Genomic DNA, 25,080 nt, shown 5'->3' on the forward strand with positions numbered 1-25,080 from the left:
CCATGGGAACCTTCGACTCGCGGCCGCGCTTCCTGCTCTCGGCCTTCCTGATGAACACCTCCAGCCACATCCTCGGCGGCATGTGGCGCCACCCTCAGGCCGAGCAGCACAAGTTCAACGAGCTGGCGCTCTGGGTGGAGCTGGCCAAGAAGCTGGAAGACGCCAAGTTCGACAGCCTGTTCTTCGCCGACGTGGTGGGCTTGTACGGCGACCACGAGGGCGGCTGGGCCTCGCTGGTGCGCAAGGGGCTGCAGGTTCCGAGCCAGGACCCGCTGGTGCTGCTCTCCGCGCTGTCCGCCACCACCAGCGACATCGGGCTGGCCATGACCAGCTCGGTGGTGCAGGCGCACCCGTTCCAGTTCGCCCGCCAGGCCTCCACGCTCGACCACCTGTCCAACGGCCGCGTGGCCTGGAACATCGTGACCAGCGTGCTGGAGAACGCGCACCGAAACTTCGGCGGCGACAACCTGGTCGCGCACGACGACCGCTACGCCTGGGCCGAGGAGTACGTGGAAGCCGCCTACAAGCTCTGGGAGGGCTCTTGGGAGGACGATGCGCTCAAGGCAGACAAGGAGTCGGGCATCTACGCCGACCCGGCCCGGGTCAACAAGATCAACCACCGCGGCCAGCTGTACTCGATCGACGGGCCGCACCTGGCCCTGCCCAGCGTCCAGCGCACCCCGTTCCTGTTTCAGGCGGGGTCCTCGCCGCGCGGCTCGCAGTTCGCCGCCACCCATGCGGAGGCGACGTTCCTGTTTGCGCCGCACCCGGAATACGTGGCCAAGAAAAACGCCCAGCTGATCGGCAACCTCGAAGCCGCCGGCCGCACCCGCACGGATATCAAGGTCTTCGCAGGGCTCTCCTTCGTGGTCGGTTCCACCGAAGCAGAGGCCAAGGCCCTGGAAGCGGAATACGACCAGTATCTAGACCTGGAGGCCATCGTTGCCCATATTGGGGGAGGCATCGGCGTCGACCTCGGCGGGCTGGACTTGGACACTCCACTGGGCGCGGTGAAGACCGAAGGCGCCCAGGGCGTGCTGGAAGCGGTACTGGCCTCGACCCCGGGACGCAATCCAACCCTGCGCGACCTGGCGAACTACCGGGCCAAGGCCCAGCAGATCGTGGGCACCCCGGAACAGATCGTCGACGAGCTGGAGCGCTGGCAGGATGCCGGGATCGATGGGCTGAACATCATGAACCACGTGCTGCCCGGCTCGTACGACAACTTCATCGAAGGCGTCCTTCCGGAGCTGCGCCACCGCGGCCTGGCGCAGAGCGAGTATGCGCCGGGAAGCCTGCGGCAAAAGGTCTTCGGACGCGGGGACAAGCTCCCGGCAAACCATCCGGCAGCCCAGTACCGCGGCGCCTTCACCGAATACTCGGCCGCAAATTCCGAGGCCAGCCTGCAGTACCAGGGCTAGCAACAGAGCTTGGCAGGCAGATGCAACTGGGAGGGGATCTGCCTGCCATTTCCTGATCCGCAGACTTTCACCGGCAACGGCGGTATCGTTGCGCACATGGGCACCAACCACGTAAACGATCCCGCAGTCATCCGGCGATTGCTGACAAATCGAGGCCGCTGGGCAGTTGTCGGCTTGACCAACAATCCGCGGCGCGTTGCGCCTTCGGTCGCACGCTTCCTCCAGGACTCGCTGGGCATGGAAATCATTCCGGTGTCGCTCACCGGGGAGTCGGTATTCGGCCGGAGCGGTTACGAGAAGCTGGCGGAGATCCCGGGCACGATCGACGTGGTGAACTGCTTCGTCAATTCGCAGAAAGTCGGCGACGTCGTCGACCAGGCAATTGCCGTCGGCGCGCGGGCAATCTGGCTTCAACTAGGGGTGATAGACCAGAGCGCGGCACAGAGGGCAGCTGCTGCCGGCTTGGACGTCGTCATGGACACCTGCCCCATGATCGAATTTCCGCGTATTTAGCGACCCGGTATCGTCGGGGCGCCGATAGCCCAGCACGAAGCCGATTCAGGCTGATACCGTTGGCTCCGAAACGTGGATCGTTGAGGGAACCGGGGAGCTCACAATGTCGGGCAATGGATCGTCGCATAGCGACAAGGAACGCACGGAAAATGCCTGGCGGGCCTTGTGCCTGCAGATGCCCCGCGCCTATGAAGACCATCCGTTCGGGCCGGAAACGACAGTCTTCAAGGTCGCCGGCAGGGACCGGGAGAACGGCAAGCTGTTTGCCTTGATCATGCACCTGCACGGCGAACTGCTGCTGAACCTGAAATGCGAACCCGCGCTGGCTGACCAGCAGCGAAGCGAGCACCCGGAGATCACCCCGGGATATCACATGAACAAGAAGCACTGGAATTCGGTGCGAATGGGGCTGGACGAGCAAACCATGCGCGAGCTCATCGAGGACTCCTATGATCTGGTCGTCGACGGAATGCCGAACCGGGACAAGGAAGTCATCCGCCGTTCCTGGTGAATGCCGGCCAAGCCGGCAAGGCAAAAAGTATCGGGAGGGGCGGCTCTCCACCGTATTGGGGGTAAGTGGAGAGCCTCGCTGCCGCACAAATAACTTGGGGGATTATTTGCGCCGCCCCGGCAACAATGGATGGTTGCAAGCGCCATCCTAAATTCAGTCTTGTCAGGATGAATTTGGAATTCAATATACGGCTCAATCATTCACTACCTATATTTGCCCAGGCTGCTACCTGCAAATAGAAACAAGCGGCTCCTGCTTTCGGCATCGCCCGGGCCGGACGCCTCTATCCAAGGCACCGGGCCTGCGGCGCATGGTCCTGCTTCCGGGAATCTGGGGCCTGAGTCCAGGTCGGGGACCGGAGCCTTCGCGGATGCTTGAGGCGAGCCGACGCGGGGCATTGACAGCGCATCGTCGAATGAGAACCATGGATTCATGAGCCTGTTCATTACGTGCCCCGTCCAGAGCGTCGAGCGGGCCACTGCGTTCTACACAGCCCTCGGTTGGACGCTGAACTCCGAGATGTCCAGCGACGAGGTCGCCTGTTTTGCGATCTCGGCTGATCAGTATGTCATGCTCGGCAGCCGTGAAATGTATGCGAGTGTCGGAGGCGTGGAAGAACTTATCGGCGGGCCCGATACGCCCTCGAAGGTCACGGTGTCATTCGACCTGGGCAGCCGCGAAGCGGTCGACGAGCTGGTCGAGCGAGCTGGAGCCGCAGGAGGAAAAATCGGCGACACCGATGACTATCCGTTCATGTACCAGCGGCAGTTCGACGACCCGGACGGATACCACTATTCTCCGTTCTGGATGAAGGACGAGGCCGGCCCGACCACTTAAGCCCCTATCTGCCTCATGCCTTCTTGCCAGCCTCCGGAGAAGGTTCTGGCCGGGACCTGTGGACCACGGTTTCGCCAAAGGGACCAAGAATACATGTGCTGAAGGGCCCAAAACGCCGGTGGATCAATAGACTGGAAGCATGTACTTCATCGTTGTTAAATATCAGGTAAAGCCAGAATTCACCGACAGCTTCATGGACCACGTTGCCGAGTTCACCAAGGCCACCCGCGCCGAAGAAGGCAACCTGTGGTTTGACTGGTCGATCAGCGTCGAGGATCCCAACGAGTTCGTGCTCGTCGAGGCATTCCGCGATGACGAAGCCGCTGGCGCCCACGTCAACTCCGCACACTTCGCAGCCGGCCTGGAGTCCATGCGCCCGCTGCTGGTAACCACCCCGAAGATCGTCTCCCGCAAGGTCGACGGCGAGGACTGGGACGCCATGGGCGAACTGGTCATCGACTAATTCACTCATTAAGCGTTGAAGGCGCGGACCCCGTCAGGGGTCCGCGCCTTCGCTCTACGCAGCTGGTGCGGCGATCAGCCTAGTGGCTGTTCTTGTTTCCGAAGCGGCGTACCAGCAACAGGAGGATGCCCAGCAGGACGATGCCCCCGGCTGCCATGCCGATCCAGGATGCGCTGAAACCAGTCTGCGCCAGGTCATCACGGTCATTCTGGTTGCCGTTGTCCGTCGGGGTGGCCGAAGCTGTCGGCGTGGCCGAGCTGGTCGGCTCGCCCGACTCGTCAGGAGTCTGTGTCGGGGACGGGCTTGCAGTGGGCGATGCGCTTTCCGAAGGCGTCGGGCTGGCCGGCGGCTCGGCGGCCACCACGGTGAACGTGGTGGAGATGCTTTCGCGCTGCACCTGCGAGATCAGCAGCTCGTAGTCGCCGGCCTCGGTATCTTCGGCGATCGGCAGGGTGAACGTGGTGCTTCCCTGCGCATCGGCCGCCGGAATGTCGGTGATCTCCAGCTCGCCTCCGAAGGCCGACGCGGTGATCTGAGCGCCTTCCTCCAGCCCGGTGATGGTGACCTCGATGTCCTGGCCGGCTTCCGCCTCGGTGGCGGAAAGCTCGATCTGGGCCCAGTCGGTGCCTGCGACCATCGCGCGGCCCAGCGGGGCCGGGTCGACGACGTCGTGGGACTTGAAGTAGTTCACGGTGGCCTCCAGGTCGATCTGCCCGGAGTCGGCGTGGTTCGTGCCCTCGGCGAAGGCCGCGAAGTTGTCGCCGCCAGCGGCCAAAAACGCATTTGCTGCAACCTGGAAGGTGGCGGCTTCGTCCAGCGGTTCGCCGTTGAAGGTGATGTCCTTGATGTGCTCCCCGCGAGGTGCGTCCTCGACGTAGGTGTAGGACAGACCCTCGGAGATGCCCAGATGCAGCTTGGACCGCTCGGAGCCCTCCGGCTGCCACTGTTGTTCCAGCGCCTCGCGTACCTGCGCACCGGTCATTTCGAAGGTGATCAGCGTGTTGGCGAACGGTTGCACATCGGCGGCTTCCTTGTAGGAAACTTGGCCGTCCTTGTCGCTAGGAACCTTCGGGGCCTTCGCATACACCAGGTCTGCGCGCAGGCCACCCGGGTTCATGAAGGCAATCTGCGCCGGAGTTCCGGCGAAGTCCTCATTCGAGGTGGCCCACAAGTGGATGTCTGCTACAGTGTTGCCCAGCGTGGATTCCACACCGCGGTCGGATCCCGGTTTCTTGCCACCGCGCAGGATATCGGCGGAAATTTCTCCGACCTTCACGTTGCCGACTTCTTCGGAATCCGCCACCGCCTTCTTCACGATGTTTTGTACTGTTGCGTTCGCGGTGTAGTTTGGCTTCCAGTCGCCGGCCTCGTCCTCAGTTGCCAGTGGCAAGAGCCCAGTCGAGAAGCTGGTCACTTCACCGCTGGTTCGGTCGACCACGAGGGAGATCTTGCCCAGGGTTGTGCCGTACTGGTGGGCTTGGATGACCGGACGTTTAGTGCCCGTGGGCCCTGCGATGTTATCGCACTTGTACCCCTGGTGGGTGTGGCCGGACACAATGGCGTCCACTTGCTCGCTGGCACCACGGACCAGCTCGCCGTAGGTGGTTTTCTCTGCGGCGATAGCTTCGCAGGTGGTACTTTCCGAGCCGTTGTGGGTCAACGCGACAATGACAGATGCTTCGCCGTTGGTCGTGTCGCCGTCGGAAAGCTGCTTGGCGACGCGGTTGACCGCTTCGAGCTCGTTGCCGAACGCCAGGTCCTTGATACCTGTGGGAGTGACTAATGACGGGACATCTTCGGTCACGGTTCCGATGAAACCGACGTTGATGCCATTGACTTCCCGAATCGCGTATTCGCGCAGGGCTGGGATCTTGGTGCCCTTTTCATACACATTTGCTCCAAGGGCGAAATCTTCACCTTCCTGCCCCGACGCAGTGGCGTAGCGGTTGATGACGCGCCTGTCGCGGCCACTGAGATCGTCGAATCCCTTGTCGAATTCGTGGTTGCCTACCGCGGAAACATCGAGCCCGCCCGCGGCCAACGCGTCAATGGTCGGGTTGTCGTCCTGCGAGGCCGAAGCGAAGGTCGAGGCGCCGATGTTGTCGCCAGCTGAGACGAACAAGGTGTTCGGGTTTTGCGCGCGCAGTTCGTCGACTGCTCCTGCCAGGACTGCTGCGCCGGCAGAGTCGCTGTTGGGAGCGATGCGCCCGTGGAAATCATTGATGTCCAAGATGTCCAGGGTGAAAGTTTCGGCAGCTGGCTCTGCCACCGTTGCGGCCTGGGCTACCGCGCAACCGGCCGCAACCAAGGATGCGGTAGCCAGGGAAGTCAGCGAAATGTTCTTGATCCGCCTGAGCGCAGGCATAGATTCTCCTCAGAGTTAAGCGTGTGACTTCTCTCATGTTTATCCCATGAAGGTGAACCTGTCGATGCTTGAACGTAAATTTCACGTATAAAACAGATCTTTTTGTGCAGCAAGAGTCCTGTTCGGTGGGTTGCATCACTGGAAATGCCGCATGCCCTGCCGATGCGGCAGGGCATGCGGTGAAAAAGAGTCGGAGGCTTTAGCGCTGGCGCTTGCGTCGTGGATCTCCGGCGGTCACCGAGGAAGATCCGACGATGCCGCTGAGGAGCAGCATGGCTGCCGCAATGAACATCAGGGTTGAAGTGACCCAGCAGGTGGTTGCCAGAGAGCGTTGGGAGTTGTCCAGCGCGAGCACGAAAATGCAGACGCTGGCCAGCAGCAGTACTACGCCGAGCAACCGTGACTTCATCGTGCACCCTTGAATTGTCGATTTTCGCCAAATAATCGCGAAAACAATTCGCTATCGGCTGGAATAACATCAATGATGCCATAAATCCAGCCGGTTGAACATACGCCCAAAGTGGTAATTTACTGGGAAACGCTCAATCTGTGGGTTGAGAACGGTTTCCGAAGATCTTCTGCTAAACGCAGGACGTCAGGATCTTCTTGATGGAATCATGCTCGGCTTGTGTCATCCATGCACCGTACTTGGCCTTGACCTGGGTCTGCCGCGACACGTATTCGCAGCGGAAGTCCTTGTTTGGTGGCAGCCATGTTGCCGCGTCCTTGTCGCCCTTGGCGGCGTTTGTGGGTCCGTCCGAGGCGAGGAGATTCAACGGATCGTTGGCGAACTGGAGGCGCTCATCCTTGCTCCATTTCTGGGCGCCCTTCTGCCAGGCGTCCGACAGCGCGACGACATGGTCGATCTGTACGGCGGAACTTGTGGTTTGGCCGCGCTCGAAATTGATCGTCTTGCCCGTGTAGGGGTCATGGAAAGTTCCGCTCAATACCACGCAGTCGACCCGGGCCGGTTTGTATTCAACATTGTCCAGATCGCGAGCGAGGATATCGTTGCGCGCATCGCAGCCGTTGTTGTCGGTATCTTTCCATCCGTTGCTGAATTGCTCGCGAGAGTAGCCGGTCTTCGGTGCGCGACCCTTGATGGCGATGTCTTCCAATTGGTTCAGGGACGTGGCATACGTCGCCTGCTGATCGGCTGTCGGGGTCGCGGCCTGGGCGCCGTTTGTCCCGGTGAAATCCGTGGAAGCCAGCGATGAGCAGGAAACCAGTCCGAGGGTGGATGCGACGAGAACTAGGGACAGGGTGCGGCGCAGCAGTCGCATGCGGTGGTACTTCTCCTTGAATATGCGGCGGGACTGCAATCCGCGGTCCCAGCATTCGACTCTATGTGCCTGCACCGACGAAACTCTGATTCGCTCCAGGTGTCTTGCTGTGATTCTCTTCTCGGAAGTTGGCAGGCTGAATTGAAAAAGTTACCATTTTGCCGCCATAATCCGCTGTGACAAGTATTGTTTTCTTTCGGTAGACGAAATATGGTCAGCATGATGCTGATTTGAATGACCATCGGGATGTTGCTGTGAAGAAGTTTCTGTATCCACTGCTGGCCGGCGTACTGCTGCTCAGTGCCTGTACGACACCCGTATCCAAGCTTAAACCCGTGGAACAGCAAGATCTCGGCGGGTATGACTCGGCCTGGGAAGCGGAACAACACGGTGACGATCCCTACGCGAAGTATTACCAAGAAGGTGTTCCGATTTTCTCAGAGCTGCAAACACAGGTTCTGCGAGCTACCCCGATCTTCGGCGACCTTGATACGCGTGATGATGTGGACGAATTTGCCATGGGACTTTCGGGATTTTTCCGATCCACGACCTTTATAGGCGAAAATGGCGAGCAAGAGGTTATCAACGATTCGACATCCATGAGCGGCACCGCGGAAGAAGCGGGTGATTACAAGGTTGAATTTGGTTGCTGGGGTGTTGGGCGCGCGGCCGTGCAGGTTTTCATCAACGTAGATTTTCCGGAAATTGGCATGGAGCCATCGGTCGAGATCCCATTGACCTGCGAGGTCCCCGCAGCAACCACCCACGGCGAGTTTGAAATCGGTCCATCCGCCGAGAGCTACAGCATTTTGGTTTCCGGTGATCCCGAAACCATCGGATCCTACGAACTCAACCTGTACCAAAATGATGGCAAGTGAGCGAATGAAGAAAATGCTGCCTCTGCTCGGAGCTGTAATTCTTGCGCTCACGTCCTGCACAACTCCGGTGTCCCAGCTCGGCCCGCTAGATCGCGAATCGCCCAGGCAACAGTCAAACACCCTCCAATTCCAGCAACCCGTCGAGGAATCGTCGCCTGAGGAGATCGCCCACCGCCAAGAAGTTGCACTGCACTACCCGCCGCTGATGTATCTGGCGATGGTCGGAATATCCTCAGACCCTACCGCTATGGACGGCATAGGATTCTGGCAGGGCGAAATCGAGCAGCGCGGATATCAAGGGTTGGTTGCATGGAACGCCGCACGCTTTCTGTACCAGCAAGGCGGAACCCTTGCGCCGGAAGAACTCTCCTTGGAAACAGATGGCTTACCGGGTCCCTATTTGATCAAGTTCAGTTGTTCAGGCGTGGGCCAGATCGACCTACGCGTCAGGGATGGGCAGAGCGCCCTGAAGCAAAAAGTCGTCCAATGCTCGACAGAAGCAAACGTCGTGGAAGTCGAACTTGACGAGAAAAATATCGAGAATCTGGTCATCGAGCTGATCCCGGAGCTCTCGGCTCCGGCGGGTTTTGAAGTCCAGGTCATCCAGTAGCTCCGGAAACACCCGGCGAAGACACGTGTTCGGCCGTCCCGGACGGCTTGTGGTACTAATGGGACGTAGTGACACGGGGTGCCGCCATGCGGCTGAGATAAAACCCGTCGAACCTGATCCAGTTAGCACTGGCGAAGGGAATGTCCTGGATACCTCGATGCCACGCATCTACGCCGGGGTCCCGTTCGCCTTGACACATCTTCAAGGAGTTCGAGCACCATGAACGCACACGCAGCAACCGACACCGCAGCTTCTTCCACCACCGCACTGCCGCTCAAGGAACAACTGGTGCTGGTCACCGGCGGCGCCCGCGGGCTGGGCGCGGCCATCAGCGCCGCTTTTCTGGACGCCGGGGCGAAGGTCGTCGTCAACTACCGCAGCTCGTCGCAGGCGGCCGAGGAACTTGCCGCCGCATTCCCCGGACAGGCGCTGGCATTGCAGGCCGACGTGCGCGACGCCGCCGGGCTGAAGGACCTGGCCGCCGCCGCGGCCGAGCACTTCGGCCGCCCGATCACCACCTTGGTCAACAACGCGCTGGTGGATTTCTCCTTCAACGCAGATGCCCGTTCCAAGGCAGACGAGCTGTCCGCCGAAGAGCTCACGGCCCAGTTCGCCGGCTCCGTGCTCGCACCCGTCGCCGCGATCCAGGCAGTGCTTCCGGGCATGCGCCAGACAGGGTTTGGGCGCATCGTCAACATCGGTACGAATCTGTTCCAGCACCCAGTGGTTCCGTACCACGACTACACCGCCACCAAGGCGGCGCTGCTCTCGCTGACCCGCACCTTCGCGGACGACCTGGGCCCGGAAGGCATCAACGTCAACATGGTTTCCGGGGGCCTGCTGCGCACCACGGATGCCTCGGCCGCCACTCCTGAAGAGGTCTTCGACCTGATCGCCTCCGGTACCCCGCTGCGCCGGGTGACCTCGCCGGCCGAGCTCGCCGACGCGGTGCTGTTCTTCGCCTCGCCGCTCTCGCGCGGGGTGACCGGACAGAACCTGATCGTCGACGGCGGCCTGGTCAAGGGATGAGCGCATCGAGGAAGCAGGCCCGGTTCAACCTGTTCATCTACGGCGCGGGGCACCACCAGGCGGCCTGGCGGGCGCCGGATTCCCCGGCCGAGCGGCTGGGCGAGACCGCGTACTACGTGGAACTGGCGCAGCTGGCCGAACGCGGCCTGCTGGACGCGGTGTTCCTGGCCGACGGCCAGGCCGTCTCCCCGGAGGCCGCGGCGGCCGGACCGACCTGGTTCTTCGAACCGTTCACGCTGTTGTCGGCGCTGAGCCAGCACACCAGCCGGATCGGTCTGGTCTGCACGGTGTCCTCCAGCTTCTACACCCCGTTCCATGCCGCCCGCATGCTGGCCAGCCTGGACCGGCTTTCCGGAGGCCGGGCCGGGGCCAATGTGGTCACCAGCATGTGGGACTCCGAGGCGCAGAACCACGGGCGTGAAACGCTGGGCGACCATGCCTACCGCTACGGCCGCGCCAACGAGTTCATCACGGTGCTGCGAGGGCTGTTCGGTTCCTACCCGTCGGCTGCGGTGCGGGCCGACCGCGCAGGCGTGTTCACCGACCCGAAAAAGCTCTCGCGCATCGACCATGCAGGCGAGCACTTCGGGGTGCGCGGGCCGCTGAACATTCCCGACGGGCCGCAGGGCGCCCCGGTCCTCTTCCAGGCCGGGGCCTCCGCCCAGGGGCGCGAGCTCGCGGCGGTCCATGCCGAGGCGATCTACGCGGTGGCCGCCGACCGGCGGATGGCGCTGGACTACGCGCAGGACGTGCGTTCCCGGGCCGCAGCGGCCGGGCGCGATCCGCAGGCCCTGGCCATCATGCCGGGGCTGGTCGCCTACGTGGGCCGCACCCTGGAGGAGGCCAAGGACAAGCAGCGCAGGCTCAACGACCTGCTGCCCGTCGAGCAGGCCCTGGCCCAGCTGGCGGTATTCGTGCACCAGGACACCAGCGCCTGGGAGCTGGATGCACCGGTGCCCGTACTTCCCTCCGCCGCAGACTTCACCGGCCCGGCCGGACGCTACGCGACGATCCTGCGGTTGATCGAGATCCACCAGCCGACGGTGCGCGAGCTGCTCGGGCTGCTGGCGGCCGGGGGAGGGCACTGCACCTTGGTCGGAACGCCGGAGATGATCGCCGACGAGATCGAGCTCTGGCTGGATACCGGGGCGGCTGACGGCTTCAACCTGATGCCGCCGAGCCTGCCCGACGGCTTGGCGGATTTCGTCGAGCTGGTGATCCCCGAGCTGCAGCGCCGCGGACGCTTCCGCACCGCCTACGAGCACCGCACGCTGCGCGGCAATCTGGGCCTGCCGGCGCCGGTGGCCGGGGACGCGCTCGCCGGCGCGCGTTAGGAGCTGCGTCGTGATGCGCTGGCGGGAAGACAAACGAAGTGGATTGCGTTCGTGGATTCTTCTCCGGGGCCGGCAGGCCGCCGGCACAGCGGTCAGCGCATCAGCCGTCCTTCGCGAAGCGTCCAGTAGGAGGAAATGTGGCTGGAGCGCTTCGACAGGTTCCAGCGGTCGCAGATGCGGCTGATGGCCTTGACGGTGCTTCGTTCAGCATGGGCCACGACACCCAGGCCTTGGTGCGGGACCGCCAGCGTCTGGAAAGCCTCGGCCAGGACGTCGCTGCGTCCTGCCGGCACGCCGTCGCGGGAAAGCCAGCGTAAATCAATGCCCTGGGGATGTTTCACGTCAAACATTGCTCCTTCGTCGGCAATTTCAAGCAGCGCCACACCCTGCGCGTGCTCCGGCAGCGTTTCGAGGATCTTGGAGATCGCCGGTATCCCGGCTTCATCCGCGGCCAGCACATAGTAGTCGGCGCCCAGCTGGATGGAGGTCTTGCTGCGCGCCGGGGAAATGACCAGCGCCGCACCGGGCTCGACAGTGCCTGCCCAGTGTCCGACAGTTCCGGGCTCGCCGTGGAGCACGAAGTCGATGGCCAGCTCATCGACCACCGGATCGATCCAGCGGATGGTGTAGGACTTCGAGCGCGGCACCTGCTCGCGCGGCAGCCGCTGGCGAAGCTCTCTCAGGTCGTAGGGCGGAACCAGCCCGAGGGCGGGATCCGCGGCATACACCTTGACGTATTCATCCAGTGCGCCGTTGGAGCGGTAGCCGTCGAGCTTCGGTGCGCTGGCCACGAGGCGCACCAGCTGGTCGCTGAGCTTCTGCACCCGGGTGACGGTCAGGACATGCTGGTCGATCTTGTGCCGAGGGGCTTCGACTTGGCTGACCGGCGGTGAATAGCGGGCCAACGGCTCCTCGTAGGTTTCGGAATACGGCCGCGTCTCCTGCGCGGCAGCGGGTGCTGCGTCAGACGCCGCGCCGGGAGCCGGCGGAGCGTAGTGGCTCGGCCTGAATGAGGTGCGCAGCGTCTTGTCCAGGACCTTGCGCGCCGCGGTGAGCGCCGCCGCGGCCCCGGCCCGTTCGGCGGCGGCCAGCAGTTCGTCGGTCTGCTGCTCGTTCAGCAGCGACCCCCTGGCGATGCTCTGATACAGGTGTTCCTTGGCTGTTGCCTGCCCGGCTTGGGCTCCGGCCTTCTCGGCAAGCTTGAGCACCTCAAGAGTCAGGCCCTCCTTGGCGGAGATGGACACCTGGGGGCCGTACTTGTTGTATTTGTGCTTCGACATGGTGTGCCTTCCCGCGCTGTTCGGGCTACTGCTCCTAGCCTGAGTATGAGCGAATCGGACCGGCCAGGCAAGGGCGAGTCCCACTGGCAGGGGGTCTCTGCCGGCAGCCGGAAAACGCCCGCTTTGCGAAGAGGAATCCGCTTCCGTCCGATATTCGATTCGGTCGACAATAAACAGGTCAGCTCACTAAAATTAGCTCCATGTCTGATACTTTGCCGCCATGCCCGAACTGCTCCAGCGAGTACGCCTACCAGATGGATGCGCTGCTGGTCTGCCCCGAATGCGGCCATGAATGGAATGCCGAGGCCGAGGCGGTTGAAACGGCCGAGGCAGTCATCAAGGACGCCGTCGGAAACGTCCTGCAGGACGGGGATACCGTCAGCATCACCAAAACCATGAAGGTCAAGGGGGCGCAGAGTGCGCTGAAGGCCGGAACGAAGGTGCGCAATATCCGTCTGGTGCAGGGCACCGGAGACCACGACATCGCCGCCAAGGTCGACGGCTTCGGCCAGATGGAACTGAAGTCCTCGATCGTGAAGAAGATCTAGGCTCTGGAACTTTCCTGCTAGGTCAATGCCCGCCCCTTCGGTTGAAGGGGCGGGCATTTCCCTCTGCGCCTACTGTCCGGGGAGCGGGGCCGCCGGGACGGCCAGGCCGATGAGCTCGGCCAGCCGCTCGCGGGGCTGGTTCGCGCCGAATGCCGGCTGCCCGGGCTGCAGCCGCACGCCCTCGGCCAACGGGCCGATCGGCAGCGGGTCGAAGCCGAAGGCATCGATGATCCGGCTGGTTTCCTCCACGTCCGCGGAACGGTCGCCGGCCAGCGCAATGGCCTTGCGCTGCTCGGCGCCAGCTGGACGGGCTTCGTCCTCAAGGTCGTGATAGCCCATGTGGTTGAATGCCTTCACGAGCCGCGAGCACGGCAGGAAGTCCTGGATCAGCGCGGAGGTGGAAACCCCCGAGGTGTTCAGGTCGTCGCGGATCCCGTCGGTCTCCCACCAGTAGTTCATGGCGTCGATGACCAGCTTGCCCTGAAGCTGCGCGGCCGGGATGCTCCGGTACTTGCCCAGCGGCAGGGCGAGGATGACGATGTCGGCCTGGCCGGCGGCGGTGGCAGGGTCCACGGCGACCGCGCCCGGGGTCAGCACCTCGATGGTCAGCGCGATGGCGCTCGGGTCGCCGGATCCGGCGATGAGTACCTTGTAGCCTGCCGCCAGCGCGCGGCGGGCGAGCACGGTGCCGATCTTGCCGGCGCCGAGGATGCCGATGGTCTGCTGCTCCATGTTCTCTGCCTCCTGGCTGCTTAGTTGTTGATCTTGGCTGGCTTCTCGGCGAGCATTTCGCGCACCAGCGGGATGACCTTGGTGCCGTAGAGTTCCACGGCCCGCAGGCGGGCGCCGGCGTCCACTGCGCCGCCCGAGTAGATCAGGTCGAAACGTCCGATGTCCAGGCTCTGCACGGTGGTGGCGATCTTGCGCGCCACGGTCTCCGGGGAGCCGATGTACAGCGAACCTTCGGCGGCTTCATGCTCGAATTCGCTGCGGCTCATCGGGCTCCAGCCGCGCGAGGCGCCGATCCGGTCACGCTGTTCCTTGTAGGCGTCGAACATCAGCTCGCGGGCCAGCTCGTCGGTATCTGCCACGAAGCCGGGGGAGTGCAGGCCCACCGGAAGGGTCTCGTGCCCGAACTGGTCGTTGGCCCGGCGGTACAGGTCCACGTACGGGGCGAAGCGCTCCGGGGAGCCGCCGATCACGGCGAGCATCATGCGGAAGCCGTAGTGGGCGGTGCGGATCACCGACTGCGGCGAACCGCCCACGCCCACCCAGGTCTTCAGGCGCCCGGACTCGGTCTTCGGGAAGACCTCCACGTCCTGCAGCGCGGCGCGCGTGGTGCCGTTCCAGGTCACCGGCTTCTCGCCCAGCAGCTCGTTGAACAGGTTGATCTTCTCGTCGAAGAGGATTTCGTAGTCGGCCATGTCGTAGCCGAAGAGCGGGAAGGACTCGGTGAACGATCCGCGGCCCAGCATGACCTCGGCTCGCCCGTTGGACAGGGCGTCGACCGTGGCGAAGCGCTGGAAGACGCGCACCGGGTCGTCGGAGGAGAGCACCGTGACCCCGGAGCTGAGGCGGATGTTCCGGGTGGCTGTCGCGATGCCTGCCAGGACGGTTTCGGGGCTGGAGATGGCGTACTCAGGGCGGTGGTGCTCGCCCACGGCGATCACGTCCACGCCGGCCTGGTCTGCGACCACGGCTTCCTGCACCGTGGCGCGGATGGCCTGGGCATGCGATACCAGCTCGCCCGACGGCCCGCTGGGCACGTCGCCGAAGGTGTCGATGCCGAATTCGATGTTCTCGATGGCGTTCATCTGCAGTCCCCGTTTCCGAAATAGGTTGATAGCCCAATCATGCATCAAACTTGTTGACGTATCAACTATAGGAGATGAGATGGTGCGCGGCGGCCCGGAAATGCGCGACGGCGGCCGCTCCCGAAGTGGGAGCGGCCGCCGTGGCGCGGCAGTACGGTCGGGGCTAGCCGAAGTACTTTTCCATGGTGCCTTCGTGGGCTTCGCGCAGGTCGTCCACCGAAACGGTGAACTCGCCCTGGACCTCCAGGGCGCCGGACTGCGCGTCGACGACACCCAGGCGGGCCACGGTGACGCCGCGGGCGCTGGTCATGTCGTTGAAGCGGACCTCTTCGCTGCGCGGCACGGCCACCAGGGCGCGGGCCTGCGACTCGGAGAACAGCGCGGTGAACGCGTCGATGCCGTCGCGGGACTTGATCTCGTCAAGTGCCACGCGGGCGCCGACGCCGTAGCGCAGCACCATCTCGGACAGCGCGGCGGCCAGGCCGCCCTCCGAGAGGTCGTGCGCCGAGTCGATCATGCCGTCGCGGCTGGCGTTGATCAGGATCGCGCCCAGCGCCTTCTCGGCTGCCAGGTCGACCTTCGGCGGCAGGCCGCCGAGGTGTCCGCGCAGGTTGGCGAACTCGGAGCCGTCCAGTTCATCTTTGGTGGTGCCGATCAGGTAGATGGCCTGGCCGTCGGCCTCTTCGCGCCAGCCCGACGGGGTGCGGCGGGCGACGTCGTCCAGCTTGCCTAGGGTCGCAACCACCGGGGTCGGGTGGATGGCCTTGTCGCCGGTCTGGTTGTACAGCGAGACGTTGCCGCCGGTGACCGGGACACCCAGCTCCATGCAGGCGTCCGACAGGCCGCGGATGCCCTCTGCCAGCTGCCACATGACGTCCGGATCCTCGGGGGAGCCGTAGTTCAGGCAGTCGGAGACGGCCGCGGGGATGGCGCCGGAGGTGGCGACGTTGCGGTAGGACTCGGCCAGCGCCAGCTGGGCGCCGGCGTACGGGTCCAGGTAGGTGTAGCGGCCGTTGGCGTCGGTGGCGATGGCCACACCCAGGCCGGTTTCCTCGTCGATGCGGACCACGCCTGCATCATCCGGGGAGGCCAGAGCGGTGTTGCCGCCCACGTAGCGGTCGTACTGGCGGGTGATCCAGGATTTGTCGCACATGTTCGGGCTGGCGATCAGCTGAAGCACGGCGGCCTTGAGTTCTTCGCCGGATGCCGGAAGGTTCTTCCCGGCCTCCGAGGAACGGAAGGTGTCGGCCTGCAGGGCATCCTGCCATTCCGGGCGGGCGTACGGGCGGTTGTATTCCGGGCCGTCCACCGCAACGGTGCTCGGGTCCACGTCGACGATGACCTCGCCGTTCCAGGTGATGGTCAGGCGGTTGTCGTCGGTCACCTCGCCCAGCCAGGAGTACTCGACGTTCCACTTGGCCATGACGGCTTCGAAGGCTTCCACGTTCTGCGGGGAAACCACTGCCATCATGCGTTCCTGCGACTCGGACATCAGGATCTCGCCCGGGGTCAGGGTGGAGTCGCGCAGCAGCACGTTGGTCAGCTCGACATTCATGCCGCCGTCGCCGTTGGCCGCCAGTTCCGAGGTGGCGCAGGAGATGCCCGCGGCACCCAGGTCCTGGATGCCCTCGACCAGCGAGGCCTTGAACAGCTCCAGGCAGCACTCGATGAGCACCTTCTCGGCGAACGGGTCGCCGACCTGCACTGCAGGGCGCTTGGACGGCTTGGTGTCGTCGAAGGACTCGCTGGCCAGCACCGAGGCGCCGCCGATGCCGTCGCCGCCGGTGCGCGCGCCGAAGAGCACGACCTTGTTGCCCACGCCGGAGGCGTTGGCCAGGCGCAGGTCCTCGTGGCGCAGCGCGCCAACCGCCAGCGCGTTGACCAGCGGGTTGCCCTGGTAGATCGGGTCGAACACGGTTTCGCCGCCGATGTTCGGCAGGCCCAGCGAGTTGCCGTAGCCGCCGATGCCGGAGACCACGCCGTGCACCACGCGCTGCGAATCCTCGTGGTCGATCGCGCCGAAGCGCAGCGGATCCATCACGGCGATCGGGCGGGCGCCCATCGAGATGATGTCGCGCACGATGCCGCCGATGCCGGTGGCGGCACCCTGGTACGGCTCCACGTAGGACGGGGAGTTGTGCGACTCGATCTTGAAGGTCACGGCCCAGCCGTCGCCGAGGTCGGTGACACCGGCGTTTTCGCCCATGCCGACCATCAGGTCCTTCTTCATCTCTTCGGTGACCTTCTTGCCGAACTGGCTCAGGTGGGTCTTGGTGGACTTGTAGGAGCAGTGCTCGGACCACATGACCGAGTACATCGCCAGCTCCGCCGCGGTCGGGCGGCGGCCCAGGATCTTGACGATCTCGGCGAATTCGTTGTCCTTCAGGCCCAGCTCGGCCCACGGCAGCTCGACCTCGGGGGTCACTGCCGCGTTATCGACGGTGTCGATGTTGAATGCTTGAGTCTGCTCGCTCACTTCTTGCCTCCAACGAGGTGGGTCAAAACACTGGTGAAGAACGTCAGGCCGTCGGTGCCGCGGTGATCCGGGCCGAAGCCTGCCTCGATGGCGTGCTCCGGGTGCGGCATGAGGCCCACGACGTTGCCCGCCTCGTTGGTGATGCCGGCGATCGAGCGGCGCGAGCCGTTCGGGTTCCAGCCCACGTAGGAGAATGCGACGCGGCCTTCGCCCTGAAGCATGTCCAGGGTCTTCTCGTCGGCGACGTACTGGCCGTCCTGGTTCTTCAGAACGATGGTGATCTCCTGGCCGGCTTCGTAGCCGTTGGTCCAGGCGGTCTGGTTGTTCTCCACGCGCAGCACCTGGTCGCGGCAGATGAACTTCAGGTGGTCGTTCTTGATCATCGAGCCGGGCAGCAGGTGCGCCTCGGTGAGGATCTGGAAGCCGTTGCAGATGCCCAGCACGGGCAGCTTGGCGTCCGAGTTCGCGGCGTCCACGATCTTGCCCATCATCGGGGCGAAGCGGGAGATGGCGCCTGCGCGCAGGTAGTCGCCGTAGGAGAAGCCGCCGGGGATCACCACGGCGTCGACGTCCTGCAGGTCGGTGTCGGCGTGCCACAGGGACACTGCCTGGGCGCCGGCGGCGCGCACTGCACGTGCTGCGTCGCGGTCGTCGAGGGTGCCCGGGAAGGTCACCACGCCGATGCGGGCGCCCGACAGTTCAGCGGTTGGCGTCGAGTAGTCGCCAATCAGGGGAAGTTCGGTGCTCATTAGTCCGCAACGACCTCGACGTTGACAACATCTTCGATGACCGGGTTGGACAGCAGGGTCTCGGCGGCCTCGCGGGCCTGGGCCAGGATTGCGTCGGTCACCTCGCCGTCTACGGTGAGTTCAAAGCGCTTGCCCTGACGGACGGCCTCGAAGGAGTTGAATCCCAGGCGGGGCAGTGCTCCCGCAATGGCCTTACCCTGGGGGTCAAGGATTTCTGGCTTGAGCATGACATCTACAACGATGCGGGGCATCCGGCGTATCTCCTGTGCGCGAAGGGGTTAAATGCCACACGGAGACGTGCCGTCTCACACCAAGGGGATTTGGCGCTCCGCGAGCTTGCCTACCCAGTCTAGCGGGAATGTGACGGGTAAAACCGGCCAGTGCAGGCCTAGAACTGTTTCTCCTAGTTATTCGCCATGTGATTTTAGGCTCATGAACTGATTTCCGGGTGCCGCGCGTAAGCTGGACGGATGGAAATCACAGCCGACAGCCCCTGCCCCTGCCGAGCGCTCGACGCGGACCAGGCCAGCTATGCGCAATGCTGCCAGCCGTTCCACGAGCACCGGGCCTCGGGGCAGGTGCTGCCGGCGACCGCCGAGCAGCTGATGCGCTCGCGCTACAGCGCCTTCGTGCTGGGCCTGGCCGATTACCTGCTGCAGTCCTGGCATGAAACCACCCGGCCGGCAGAGCTGCTGCTGGACGAGGACCTGCACTGGGAAGGGCTCGACATCGTGAAGACCCGCTCCGGTGGGGCCCAGGCGTCCCGCGGGGTCGTGGAGTTCACCGCGCACTATTCCCAGGACGGGCAGCGCGGAAGCCAGCATGAGGTGAGCACGTTCGTGCGCGAGAACGGGGCCTGGTTCTACCTCGACGCGCTCTACTAGCTGCTGGCCGCGACGAGCATGTTCAGCATCTGCGTCTGCTGGCGTTCCTTGGCCAGCGTGAAGGCATCCGATCCGGTCTGGTCCTTCAGCGTCGGATTCGCTCCGTGGGTCACCAGCAAGCGGGCGATGGTGATGGAATTCGTGGTTCCCTGGCCCAGCACGATGGTTTCGTGCAGCGCCGTCCAGCCCAGGTCGTTGACGTGGTCGACGGGAATGTCGGTCTTCAGCAGCGCCCGCACGGAACCGACCTGACCGTTCTCGGCGGCCACCGACAACGCGGTGCCGCCCACGCGGTTGGTCGAGCGGGTGTCGGCGCCCTTGTCCAGGAATGCGCTCAGCGTGCTGACCATGCCCGAGGCGCTGGCCCGCAGGAATGGCGACTCCTGGTAATCGTCCTTGGCGTTCGGGTCCGAGCCCGCATCCAGCAGGTGCTTGCAAATGGCTGCATTTCCCACGATCACCGCGCGCATCAGCGGCGTGCGCCCGGAGGAATCCTTGGCGTGCAGATCCGCTCCGGCCTTGACTGCCTTGCGCACCGCATCCGGCTTGCCGTCCTCGATCGCGCGGTACAGCGCCGAGGTCTGCTTTGAGAGGCTGGCGGCCGCAGTCGGCAGCGCGCTGAGCGTCGCCCCCGCCACCGCGCCGGAGGACAGCGGCGCAACGCTCGCCGTGGGCGCAGCAGGGGCAACCGGGGCAGTGGTTTTCGGGGCTGCCGTGGGTTCCACCGATTCGGCGCCGGCGGCGGACTTCTTCGCTTCGGCTTGCACCTGCGTCGTGGCCGGAGCCGGGGACGCGGAGGACGCCGGGGAAGCAGGTTTTTCAGCGGAGGGCGACGGGCTGGACTGGACGCTTTCGGCCTGCGGCGCCGCTGGCCCGCACGCGGTGCAGGCGCCGATGACGGCGGCCAGCGGAAGAGCCAGCAACGCAACACCGCGACGGGTCGTGGTGAATCCGGTACGAGGTGCCATCGTTCCTTTCGCGGTCCGCAAACCTCGTTCGCAGCCGCAACGCGGCGTTGAACACTGCTCGGTAACTTACGTGATCTGCAATTGAGCTTAGCGCTCGAAGCTGAAAATTTGCGGGCAATCCGCGTCGAGAACTCTTGGCGTTCCGCCCCCGGGTTCTTCGCTAAAATCGTAGGCACCATGGAATGCCTTTATTTCTCCGCCGACCGCTGCCGCTCCTGCACCCTGATGACGGTGCCCTACGACCGACAGCTGCAGTCGAAGGTGGACCGCTGCCAGGAGCTGCTCTCGGATTTCGGGCAGCTGACCTTCCTGCCTGCCCAGGCGAGCCCCGAGCAGGGTTTCAGGAACAAGGCCAAGATGGTCATCTCCGGCACCACGGACAACCCCACCATCGGCATCCTCGACGCCGATGGCCACGGTGTTGACCTGAGAAACTGCGGTGTCATCGATCCCGCCCTGCGGGCCATGTTCCCGGTCATCGAACGCTTCATCCACGAGCTGAAGCTGATCCCCTATGACGTTCCCAAGCGCAAGGGCGAATTGAAGCACGTGATCCTGACCCTCTCGGACACCGGGGCGATCATGGTCCGCTGGGTGCTGCGCACCAAAAAGCACTTCGTGGCCCTGCGCAACTCGCTGCCGCAGTTCGTGGAGAAGATGCCCCCGGGCTCGGTGGTGTCGGTGAATTTCCTGCCCGAGCACAAGGCGGTGCTCGAAGGGCAGGAGGAGATCATCCTCACGCGCCGCACCACACTGCAATTCGAGCTCAACGGCATCCCCATGCACCTGCGCCCGCAGGGCTTCTTCCAGACCAACACCCACATCGCGGCGGCGCTCTACCGCCAGGCCCGCCAGTGGATCAACGACGTGGATCCGGAAAGCATCTGGGACCTGTACAGCGGCGTGGGCGGCTTCGCCCTGCACTGCGCCGGCGAAGGCCGCACCGTGCACGGCATCGAGACCAGCGCCGAGGCAGTCGAAGCCGCCGCCACCAGTGCCCGCAGCCTGGGCCTGGAGGGCGTGGAATTCATCGCCGGCGACGCCACCGAGTACGCGCTGGGCGCGGGATGGGCCCCTGACGCGGTCATCGTGAATCCTCCGCGCCGCGGCATCTCCGCCGAGCTGGCCGCCTGGCTGAACGATTCGGACGTCGAGCACCTGGTCTATTCCAGCTGCAACGCCGAATCGCTGGCCCGCGACCTCAAGCGCCTGGACAAGTTCACCCCGCAGCTGGCCCGCGTCATGGACATGTTCCCGCAGACCGAGCACTACGAGGTCATCGTCAAGCTGCAGCGCAGCGCGGCCTGAAGTCCCGCTAGCGGTCCAGCGTCGCGGTGCGCCGGTCCAATCGGCCCATGATCTCGTCGACCAGATGCGGATCGACATTCGGCTCGCGCCGCGCCTTGAGCAGCTCGGCACGTGCAGCCTGCAGCGCGATGCCCTGGATGGCGTCGGCCTTGGCGATCACCGCGCGGATCTGCGTGTACTTCTCGTCGGTGATCGCATCGTGCGGGTCCGGGTCGGTGGCCAGGATGGTGTGCAGCGAATTCATGCGCCGGCGCACCGCCTGCTGGTAGTTCTCCGGCAAATCCTGCAGCTCCACGTTCTTCTTCAGCGTCGCAATGGCCACTGCCTCGGCCCGGCGGGCCAGCGCGCGGCGCGCCCGCTTGGTGTCCTGCTCATTGCCGCGCAGCTTCAGCACACGCATCAGCGCCGGCAGCGTCAGCCCAGGGATCACCAGGGTCATCAGCAGCACCGAGCACGCGGCGACCACCACGAAGTTGCGTCCCTCGATCGGCGCGCCGTCGGCGGTGACCTTGGGCAGCGCCAGCGCCAGGGCCAGCGTGGCCAGCCCGCGCATGCCGCACCAGGTGAGCACCAGCGTGTCCTTGGCGGCGGAGATCTTGGGGTTCTTGCGGTTGGGCAGGTAGTAGGTGGCGAACATCCACACGGCGCGCACGCCGATCACGACCACGCAGATCGCGATAATTCCCGGGATGAAGCCCAGCAGGTTGCTGCCCTCCTCCTGAATCACCGAGTTCATCTCGATGCCCATCAGGCCGAAGGCCAGGCCGGTGGCCAGCATCTCCAGCACCTCCCAGAAGGCGTGGCGGGTCAGCCGCTCCTGCGAATCCTGCGGGCGGTCGCGGCGCACCATTTCCAGCGCGGTCACCACCACGGCGATGACACCCGAGACGTGCACCTCCTCGGCCAGCATGTAGACCGCGTAGGGGGCCACCAGGGTCGCGGCGCAACGGGCCGCGAGGTTCGGCACGAAGCGGTTCAGCGCGCCAATCAGCCAGCCCATGGCCAGACCCAGGACCACCGCGCCGGCCGCGCCGAGCAGGAACTGCGGGATGATTTCCAGCCCGACCTCGGACTGGTTCTCGGTGGCCTGCACCGCGAGCTGGAAGATCACGATGGCCATCGCGTCGTTGAACAGGCCCTCGGTTTCCAGCAGCGAGGTCAGCCGCCGCGGCATCTTCACCTTGGTGGCAATCGCGTCCACCGCCACCGGGTCGGGCGGGGCGACCACGGCGCCAAGCGCCAGCGCCAGCGGAATCGAGGCGATGGGGGCGAAGGCCCAGGCCGCAGCGGCGACCAGCCCGGCGGTGACCACGATGAGGATCACGGCCAGGCGGATCAGCGCCTTCCAGCGGAACCGGAACACCGACCAGCTGCTGCGCTGCGCCGTGGCGAAGAGCAACGGCGGCAGGAAGATCGGCAGGATCAGCTCCGGATCGATGTGCATCTCCGGCATGAAGGGCAAAAAGCCCGCCAGCGTCGCGAAGATCAGCATCAGGATGGGATAGGGGAGCTTGATCCGCTCGCCAATACCCACGATCAGGATCGTGGCGAACAACAGTGCAATGACCAGCAGGAAAAACTCCATAGTCTTCCTATTCTAGTTCTCAGCCCCGCAGGATCAGGGATTTTAGTTGCTGTTTAACGCGCCGTCGCCCAGCAGCGGGGCCGCGGCAGCCCAGTCGTCGATGGCGCAGCCGTTGTGCCGGTCGAAGGAGACGCTCACGCTGCGCCCGGCCAGCGTCCCGGTGATCTGGGCGGTGTCGGGGCCTCCGTAGATCTCGGTGCAGATCCGGTTCTGGTTGGCCGCGGGGGAGAGCACGGCGGGGTTGGAAGCGAGCAGCGCGCAGGCCGCCTCGGCGGTGGGCAGGGTGCTGCCCGCGCCGACCTGCTCGCCCTGGCACCGCAGCCGGTATTCGCCGGATACCGTCGCGCCGTCATTGCGGACCACGATCTCCAGGTCCGTCGGGGAAGCCTGGGGTTCCGCCGCGGAACAGCTGGCCAGCGCAATTCCGGCGGCGAGCACCGCGGCCGCAATCAACAACCCGGAGGCCAGCGGAGGCTGGCGTTTCAGCGTCTGCGCATCATCCATGGGCTCATTCTGCACGCCAGCTGCGCACATTGCCAGAGGTCGTGGCCGCAGGGCCGCTCGGTCCGTTTATTCGGGCAGCACCAGGGCATTGGCCACCTCCAGCAGCCGGGCGCGCAGCACCTCGGCCCGCTGCGCGAAGTCCTTCTGCAGGCGCACGTACTCGGCCTTGCCCTCCGGGGTTTCGATGCGGATCGGCTCATGGCCCCAGTCGCCCAGGTCGTAGGGGGAGGCCTGCATGTCCATGGTGCGGATGTCCCACGCCAGCTCGAAGCAGTCCATCACCAGGTCGCTGGGCACCGCGGGCGTGAGCTTGTGCGCCCACTTGTACAGGTCCATGTTCGCGTGCAGGCAGCCGGGCTGCTCCAGGTCGCGCTGGGTATCACGGGTCGGCTGCAGCTCGTTGAGCGGCGCGGCCTGCGGGGTGTAGAAGCGGAACGCGTCGAAATGCGTGCAGCGGATCCGGTGCGATTCGACTACCTCGTCCGTGCCGGCGGCGCCCAGCCGCAAGGGCAGGTACTCGTGGCGGATGCCGTTGACATCGGACTTGTAGGCCATGGCCCACTCGTGCAGGCCGAAGCAGGCGAAATTGCCCGGACGCTGCGCGGTACCGGCGAGGATGATGCGGGCGAACCGGATGGCCTCGGTGCGGGCCTGGCCGAAGGCCTCGGCATCCAAAGCCCAGCCGGGTCCGGCGGCGGTGTCCACCGGCCGATAGAACTTCCAGCTCTCGCGCTGCGCGGCCTCGGGCCCGGAAAGCACCACATCCATCCCGGGATGCCAGCGGTAGAGTTGGCCGGGCTTCTGCGTGTAGTAGGTGAACAGGAAGTCCTCGATGGGGTGCTTGCGCCCCTTCATCCTGCGGGCCACGAAGGGCTCGCCGAAGGCGCGGGCGCGCTGCTCGTGCGCGGCCGCCCGGGACAGCCAGTCGGCGGGAGCAAGGACCTCAAGGGTTTGGGGCATGGCTCAATTATCCGGTCTCGCGCGCGGCAACTCCACCTTTGGTACGCCAGTTCACACCTCCCCCAAACGCCGGGGAGGCTGGCGGACGGCGCCGCGGCTGCGCATACTGCAAGGCAGGAACACCAAAAACCCAGGAGGCCGCACGATGAAGGAACCATTATGGGAGCCGCCGCTGGCCGGCACGGAAGCACAGCACCTGTTCGGCATGCTTGACCGGCTGCGCGCGACCTTCCGCTACAAGGCCGACGGGCTGGGCATCGAGCAGCTGCGCTTCAGGCTTGCGTCCAGCGCGCTGAGCCTGGGCGGGCTGCTGCAGCACCTGGCCGCAGTGGAGGACGAGAAGTTCACCTGGCTGATCGCCCGGCGCAAGCCCGAAACGCTGCTGGCGCTGACCGCGGACGGGACCGACCAGTTCCGGGTCGTTGGCGAGGATCCCGCTGCGGTCTACCGGATCTACGACCGCGCCGTGGCCGCCAGCCGGGAGATCCAGCTCGAACTGCTGGAACCCGGGGCGCTGGAGAAGCCCAGCGCGCTGGATTTTGGCGGCGAACACCCCAGCATCCGTCGGCTGGTGTGCGACGTGATCGAGGAATACGGCAGGCATGCCGGCCATGCGGACCTGCTGCGCGAGGCGCTGGACGGCCGCGTCGGCGAGGACCCGCCTTGGGACTACCTGCCGCCGTGGTATCCGCGCAGCTGAAGGCAAAAAGCTGCGGCCCGCACCGCCACCGATCGGGTGGAGGTGCGGGCCGCGGTGGCG

General features: G+C 64.8%; 26 protein-coding genes and 1 riboswitch. Of the genes, 13 read left to right on the forward strand and 13 right to left on the reverse strand.

Annotated elements, in window-relative coordinates; genetic code table 11:
• The first annotated feature begins 2 nt into the window (after positions 1-2).
• From RF641_RS12450 to RF641_RS12470, 5 genes are all read left to right on the forward strand, one after another.
• Entirely contained in the window at positions 3-1,421 is a 1,419-nt protein-coding gene (locus RF641_RS12450) for an NtaA/DmoA family FMN-dependent monooxygenase (RefSeq protein ID WP_424573309.1), read from the forward strand.
• A gap of 96 nt (positions 1,422-1,517) precedes the next feature.
• A complete protein-coding gene (locus RF641_RS12455) occupies positions 1,518-1,934 on the forward strand; it encodes a CoA-binding protein (RefSeq protein WP_047118234.1) in 417 nt (138 codons plus the stop codon).
• 103 nt (positions 1,935-2,037) lie between these two features.
• A complete protein-coding gene (locus RF641_RS12460) occupies positions 2,038-2,445 on the forward strand; it encodes an MmcQ/YjbR family DNA-binding protein (RefSeq protein ID WP_047118100.1) in 408 nt (135 codons plus the stop codon).
• Positions 2,446-2,877: 432 nt separating this feature from the next.
• Entirely contained in the window at positions 2,878-3,282 is a 405-nt protein-coding gene (locus tag RF641_RS12465) for a VOC family protein (RefSeq protein ID WP_053797240.1), read from the forward strand.
• 139 nt (positions 3,283-3,421) lie between these two features.
• Positions 3,422-3,745, forward strand: a complete 324-nt coding sequence (locus RF641_RS12470; protein WP_113607595.1) for a putative quinol monooxygenase — start codon at positions 3,422-3,424, stop codon at positions 3,743-3,745.
• Positions 3,746-3,824: 79 nt separating this feature from the next.
• On the opposite strand, the gene RF641_RS12475 is transcribed toward RF641_RS12470, so the two are convergent.
• The 3 genes from RF641_RS12475 to RF641_RS12485 form a co-directional block, all read right to left on the reverse strand.
• Positions 3,825-6,110: a 5'-nucleotidase C-terminal domain-containing protein gene (locus RF641_RS12475; RefSeq protein ID WP_424573310.1), complete on the reverse strand. Its 2,286-nt coding sequence runs from the start codon at positions 6,108-6,110 to the stop codon at positions 3,825-3,827.
• 199 nt (positions 6,111-6,309) lie between these two features.
• Positions 6,310-6,519, reverse strand: coding sequence for a hypothetical protein (locus RF641_RS12480; RefSeq protein WP_146956067.1), 210 nt, complete (start codon positions 6,517-6,519; stop codon positions 6,310-6,312).
• Between the two features lie 172 nt (positions 6,520-6,691).
• Positions 6,692-7,393, reverse strand: coding sequence for an HNH endonuclease family protein (locus RF641_RS12485; RefSeq protein WP_113607719.1), 702 nt, complete (start codon positions 7,391-7,393; stop codon positions 6,692-6,694).
• 254 nt (positions 7,394-7,647) lie between these two features.
• Between RF641_RS12485 and RF641_RS12490 the strand changes: the two genes are divergently transcribed.
• The 4 genes from RF641_RS12490 (at position 7,648) to RF641_RS12505 (ending at position 11,244) form a co-directional block, all read left to right on the forward strand.
• Positions 7,648-8,271 carry a hypothetical protein gene (locus tag RF641_RS12490; RefSeq protein WP_113607597.1) on the forward strand — a complete coding sequence of 208 codons (624 nt, stop codon included), beginning with the start codon at positions 7,648-7,650 and terminating at the stop codon, positions 8,269-8,271.
• 4 nt (positions 8,272-8,275) lie between these two features.
• Positions 8,276-8,881: a hypothetical protein gene (locus RF641_RS12495; RefSeq protein ID WP_424573311.1), complete on the forward strand. Its 606-nt coding sequence runs from the start codon at positions 8,276-8,278 to the stop codon at positions 8,879-8,881.
• 64 nt (positions 8,882-8,945) lie between these two features.
• A riboswitch (TPP riboswitch) is annotated at positions 8,946-9,039 on the forward strand.
• 61 nt (positions 9,040-9,100) lie between these two features.
• A complete protein-coding gene (locus RF641_RS12500) occupies positions 9,101-9,910 on the forward strand; it encodes a 3-oxoacyl-ACP reductase (protein WP_424573312.1) in 810 nt (269 codons plus the stop codon).
• Complete coding sequence (locus RF641_RS12505; protein WP_424573313.1) at positions 9,907-11,244, forward strand: LLM class flavin-dependent oxidoreductase; 1,338 nt, start codon at positions 9,907-9,909, stop codon at positions 11,242-11,244. Before RF641_RS12500 ends, RF641_RS12505 begins: the two co-directional genes overlap by 4 nt.
• A gap of 92 nt (positions 11,245-11,336) precedes the next feature.
• Here the strand turns inward: RF641_RS12505 and RF641_RS12510 are convergent, their stop codons facing one another.
• Positions 11,337-12,524, reverse strand: coding sequence for a siderophore-interacting protein (locus RF641_RS12510; RefSeq protein ID WP_424573314.1), 1,188 nt, complete (start codon positions 12,522-12,524; stop codon positions 11,337-11,339).
• Between the two features lie 200 nt (positions 12,525-12,724).
• Between RF641_RS12510 and RF641_RS12515 the strand changes: the two genes are divergently transcribed.
• Complete coding sequence (locus tag RF641_RS12515) at positions 12,725-13,072, forward strand: zinc ribbon domain-containing protein YjdM (protein WP_053797248.1); 348 nt, start codon at positions 12,725-12,727, stop codon at positions 13,070-13,072.
• Between the two features lie 69 nt (positions 13,073-13,141).
• On the opposite strand, the gene RF641_RS12520 is transcribed toward RF641_RS12515, so the two are convergent.
• The 5 genes from RF641_RS12520 to purS form a co-directional block, all read right to left on the reverse strand.
• Positions 13,142-13,804: an NADPH-dependent F420 reductase gene (locus RF641_RS12520; protein WP_424573315.1), complete on the reverse strand. Its 663-nt coding sequence runs from the start codon at positions 13,802-13,804 to the stop codon at positions 13,142-13,144.
• Between the two features lie 20 nt (positions 13,805-13,824).
• Positions 13,825-14,886, reverse strand: coding sequence for an LLM class flavin-dependent oxidoreductase (locus tag RF641_RS12525; RefSeq protein WP_424573316.1), 1,062 nt, complete (start codon positions 14,884-14,886; stop codon positions 13,825-13,827).
• A gap of 163 nt (positions 14,887-15,049) precedes the next feature.
• Positions 15,050-17,362 carry a phosphoribosylformylglycinamidine synthase subunit PurL gene (gene purL / locus RF641_RS12530; protein ID WP_113607601.1) on the reverse strand — a complete coding sequence of 771 codons (2,313 nt, stop codon included), beginning with the start codon at positions 17,360-17,362 and terminating at the stop codon, positions 15,050-15,052.
• Positions 17,359-18,111 carry a phosphoribosylformylglycinamidine synthase subunit PurQ gene (purQ, locus tag RF641_RS12535; protein ID WP_047118086.1) on the reverse strand — a complete coding sequence of 251 codons (753 nt, stop codon included), beginning with the start codon at positions 18,109-18,111 and terminating at the stop codon, positions 17,359-17,361. The genes purL and purQ overlap by 4 nt, the downstream gene beginning before the upstream one ends.
• A complete protein-coding gene (gene purS, locus RF641_RS12540) occupies positions 18,111-18,362 on the reverse strand; it encodes a phosphoribosylformylglycinamidine synthase subunit PurS (protein WP_047118085.1) in 252 nt (83 codons plus the stop codon). Before purS ends, purQ begins: the two co-directional genes overlap by 1 nt.
• Before the next feature lie 219 nt (positions 18,363-18,581).
• Between purS and RF641_RS12545 the strand changes: the two genes are divergently transcribed.
• On the forward strand, positions 18,582-18,995 hold the full coding sequence (locus RF641_RS12545) for a YchJ family protein (protein WP_047118084.1): 414 nt from the start codon (positions 18,582-18,584) through the stop codon (positions 18,993-18,995).
• On the opposite strand, the gene RF641_RS12550 is transcribed toward RF641_RS12545, so the two are convergent.
• A complete protein-coding gene (locus RF641_RS12550; protein ID WP_113607602.1) occupies positions 18,992-19,963 on the reverse strand; it encodes an ankyrin repeat domain-containing protein in 972 nt (323 codons plus the stop codon). The two genes, RF641_RS12545 and RF641_RS12550, sit on opposite strands and share 4 nt — an antisense overlap.
• A 177-nt stretch (positions 19,964-20,140) precedes the next feature.
• On the opposite strand from RF641_RS12550, the gene RF641_RS12555 reads away from it, so the two are divergent.
• Complete coding sequence (locus tag RF641_RS12555) at positions 20,141-21,271, forward strand: methyltransferase domain-containing protein (RefSeq protein ID WP_113607603.1); 1,131 nt, start codon at positions 20,141-20,143, stop codon at positions 21,269-21,271.
• Positions 21,272-21,278: 7 nt separating this feature from the next.
• On the opposite strand, the gene RF641_RS12560 is transcribed toward RF641_RS12555, so the two are convergent.
• The 3 genes from RF641_RS12560 to RF641_RS12570 all read right to left on the reverse strand — a co-directional run bounded on the left by RF641_RS12560 (position 21,279) and on the right by RF641_RS12570 (position 24,320).
• Positions 21,279-22,856, reverse strand: coding sequence for a cation:proton antiporter (locus RF641_RS12560; RefSeq protein WP_047118082.1), 1,578 nt, complete (start codon positions 22,854-22,856; stop codon positions 21,279-21,281).
• A 42-nt stretch (positions 22,857-22,898) separates the two neighbouring features.
• On the reverse strand, positions 22,899-23,360 hold the full coding sequence (locus tag RF641_RS12565) for a hypothetical protein (protein ID WP_113607605.1): 462 nt from the start codon (positions 23,358-23,360) through the stop codon (positions 22,899-22,901).
• A 66-nt stretch (positions 23,361-23,426) separates the two neighbouring features.
• Entirely contained in the window at positions 23,427-24,320 is an 894-nt protein-coding gene (locus tag RF641_RS12570) for a 3-methyladenine DNA glycosylase (RefSeq protein WP_424573317.1), read from the reverse strand.
• A 145-nt stretch (positions 24,321-24,465) separates the two neighbouring features.
• On the opposite strand from RF641_RS12570, the gene RF641_RS12575 reads away from it, so the two are divergent.
• Positions 24,466-25,020 carry a mycothiol transferase gene (locus RF641_RS12575; protein ID WP_113607607.1) on the forward strand — a complete coding sequence of 185 codons (555 nt, stop codon included), beginning with the start codon at positions 24,466-24,468 and terminating at the stop codon, positions 25,018-25,020.
• Positions 25,021-25,080 lie beyond the last annotated feature (60 nt).

Source organism: Arthrobacter sp. 'calajunan', from assembly GCF_046940185.1.
In the GTDB taxonomy this organism is placed as follows: domain Bacteria; phylum Actinomycetota; class Actinomycetes; order Actinomycetales; family Micrococcaceae; genus Glutamicibacter; species Glutamicibacter soli.

What these genes read in the sequence shown, in the direction of transcription:
- RF641_RS12450 (WP_424573309.1), top strand. Translation starts at nt 3, where the DNA reads ATGGGAACCTTCGACTCGCGGCCGCGCTTCCTGCTCTCGGCCTTCCTG.
- RF641_RS12455 (WP_047118234.1), top strand. Translation starts at nt 1,518, where the DNA reads ATGGGCACCAACCACGTAAACGATCCCGCAGTCATCCGGCGATTGCTG.
- RF641_RS12460 (WP_047118100.1), top strand. Translation starts at nt 2,038, where the DNA reads ATGTCGGGCAATGGATCGTCGCATAGCGACAAGGAACGCACGGAAAAT.
- RF641_RS12465 (WP_053797240.1), top strand. Translation starts at nt 2,878, where the DNA reads ATGAGCCTGTTCATTACGTGCCCCGTCCAGAGCGTCGAGCGGGCCACT.
- RF641_RS12470 (WP_113607595.1), top strand. Translation starts at nt 3,422, where the DNA reads ATGTACTTCATCGTTGTTAAATATCAGGTAAAGCCAGAATTCACCGAC.
- RF641_RS12475 (WP_424573310.1), bottom strand. Translation starts at nt 6,110, where the DNA reads ATGCCTGCGCTCAGGCGGATCAAGAACATTTCGCTGACTTCCCTGGCT.
- RF641_RS12480 (WP_146956067.1), bottom strand. Translation starts at nt 6,519, where the DNA reads ATGAAGTCACGGTTGCTCGGCGTAGTACTGCTGCTGGCCAGCGTCTGC.
- RF641_RS12485 (WP_113607719.1), bottom strand. Translation starts at nt 7,393, where the DNA reads ATGCGACTGCTGCGCCGCACCCTGTCCCTAGTTCTCGTCGCATCCACC.
- RF641_RS12495 (WP_424573311.1), top strand. Translation starts at nt 8,276, where the DNA reads ATGAAGAAAATGCTGCCTCTGCTCGGAGCTGTAATTCTTGCGCTCACG.
- RF641_RS12500 (WP_424573312.1), top strand. Translation starts at nt 9,101, where the DNA reads ATGAACGCACACGCAGCAACCGACACCGCAGCTTCTTCCACCACCGCA.
- RF641_RS12505 (WP_424573313.1), top strand. Translation starts at nt 9,907, where the DNA reads ATGAGCGCATCGAGGAAGCAGGCCCGGTTCAACCTGTTCATCTACGGC.
- RF641_RS12510 (WP_424573314.1), bottom strand. Translation starts at nt 12,524, where the DNA reads ATGTCGAAGCACAAATACAACAAGTACGGCCCCCAGGTGTCCATCTCC.
- RF641_RS12515 (WP_053797248.1), top strand. Translation starts at nt 12,725, where the DNA reads ATGTCTGATACTTTGCCGCCATGCCCGAACTGCTCCAGCGAGTACGCC.
- RF641_RS12520 (WP_424573315.1), bottom strand. Translation starts at nt 13,804, where the DNA reads ATGGAGCAGCAGACCATCGGCATCCTCGGCGCCGGCAAGATCGGCACC.
- RF641_RS12525 (WP_424573316.1), bottom strand. Translation starts at nt 14,886, where the DNA reads ATGAACGCCATCGAGAACATCGAATTCGGCATCGACACCTTCGGCGAC.
- purQ (WP_047118086.1), bottom strand. Translation starts at nt 18,111, where the DNA reads ATGAGCACCGAACTTCCCCTGATTGGCGACTACTCGACGCCAACCGCT.
- purS (WP_047118085.1), bottom strand. Translation starts at nt 18,362, where the DNA reads ATGCCCCGCATCGTTGTAGATGTCATGCTCAAGCCAGAAATCCTTGAC.
- RF641_RS12545 (WP_047118084.1), top strand. Translation starts at nt 18,582, where the DNA reads ATGGAAATCACAGCCGACAGCCCCTGCCCCTGCCGAGCGCTCGACGCG.
- RF641_RS12550 (WP_113607602.1), bottom strand. Translation starts at nt 19,963, where the DNA reads ATGGCACCTCGTACCGGATTCACCACGACCCGTCGCGGTGTTGCGTTG.
- RF641_RS12555 (WP_113607603.1), top strand. Translation starts at nt 20,141, where the DNA reads ATGGAATGCCTTTATTTCTCCGCCGACCGCTGCCGCTCCTGCACCCTG.
- RF641_RS12560 (WP_047118082.1), bottom strand. Translation starts at nt 22,856, where the DNA reads ATGGAGTTTTTCCTGCTGGTCATTGCACTGTTGTTCGCCACGATCCTG.
- RF641_RS12565 (WP_113607605.1), bottom strand. Translation starts at nt 23,360, where the DNA reads ATGGATGATGCGCAGACGCTGAAACGCCAGCCTCCGCTGGCCTCCGGG.
- RF641_RS12570 (WP_424573317.1), bottom strand. Translation starts at nt 24,320, where the DNA reads ATGCCCCAAACCCTTGAGGTCCTTGCTCCCGCCGACTGGCTGTCCCGG.
- RF641_RS12575 (WP_113607607.1), top strand. Translation starts at nt 24,466, where the DNA reads ATGAAGGAACCATTATGGGAGCCGCCGCTGGCCGGCACGGAAGCACAG.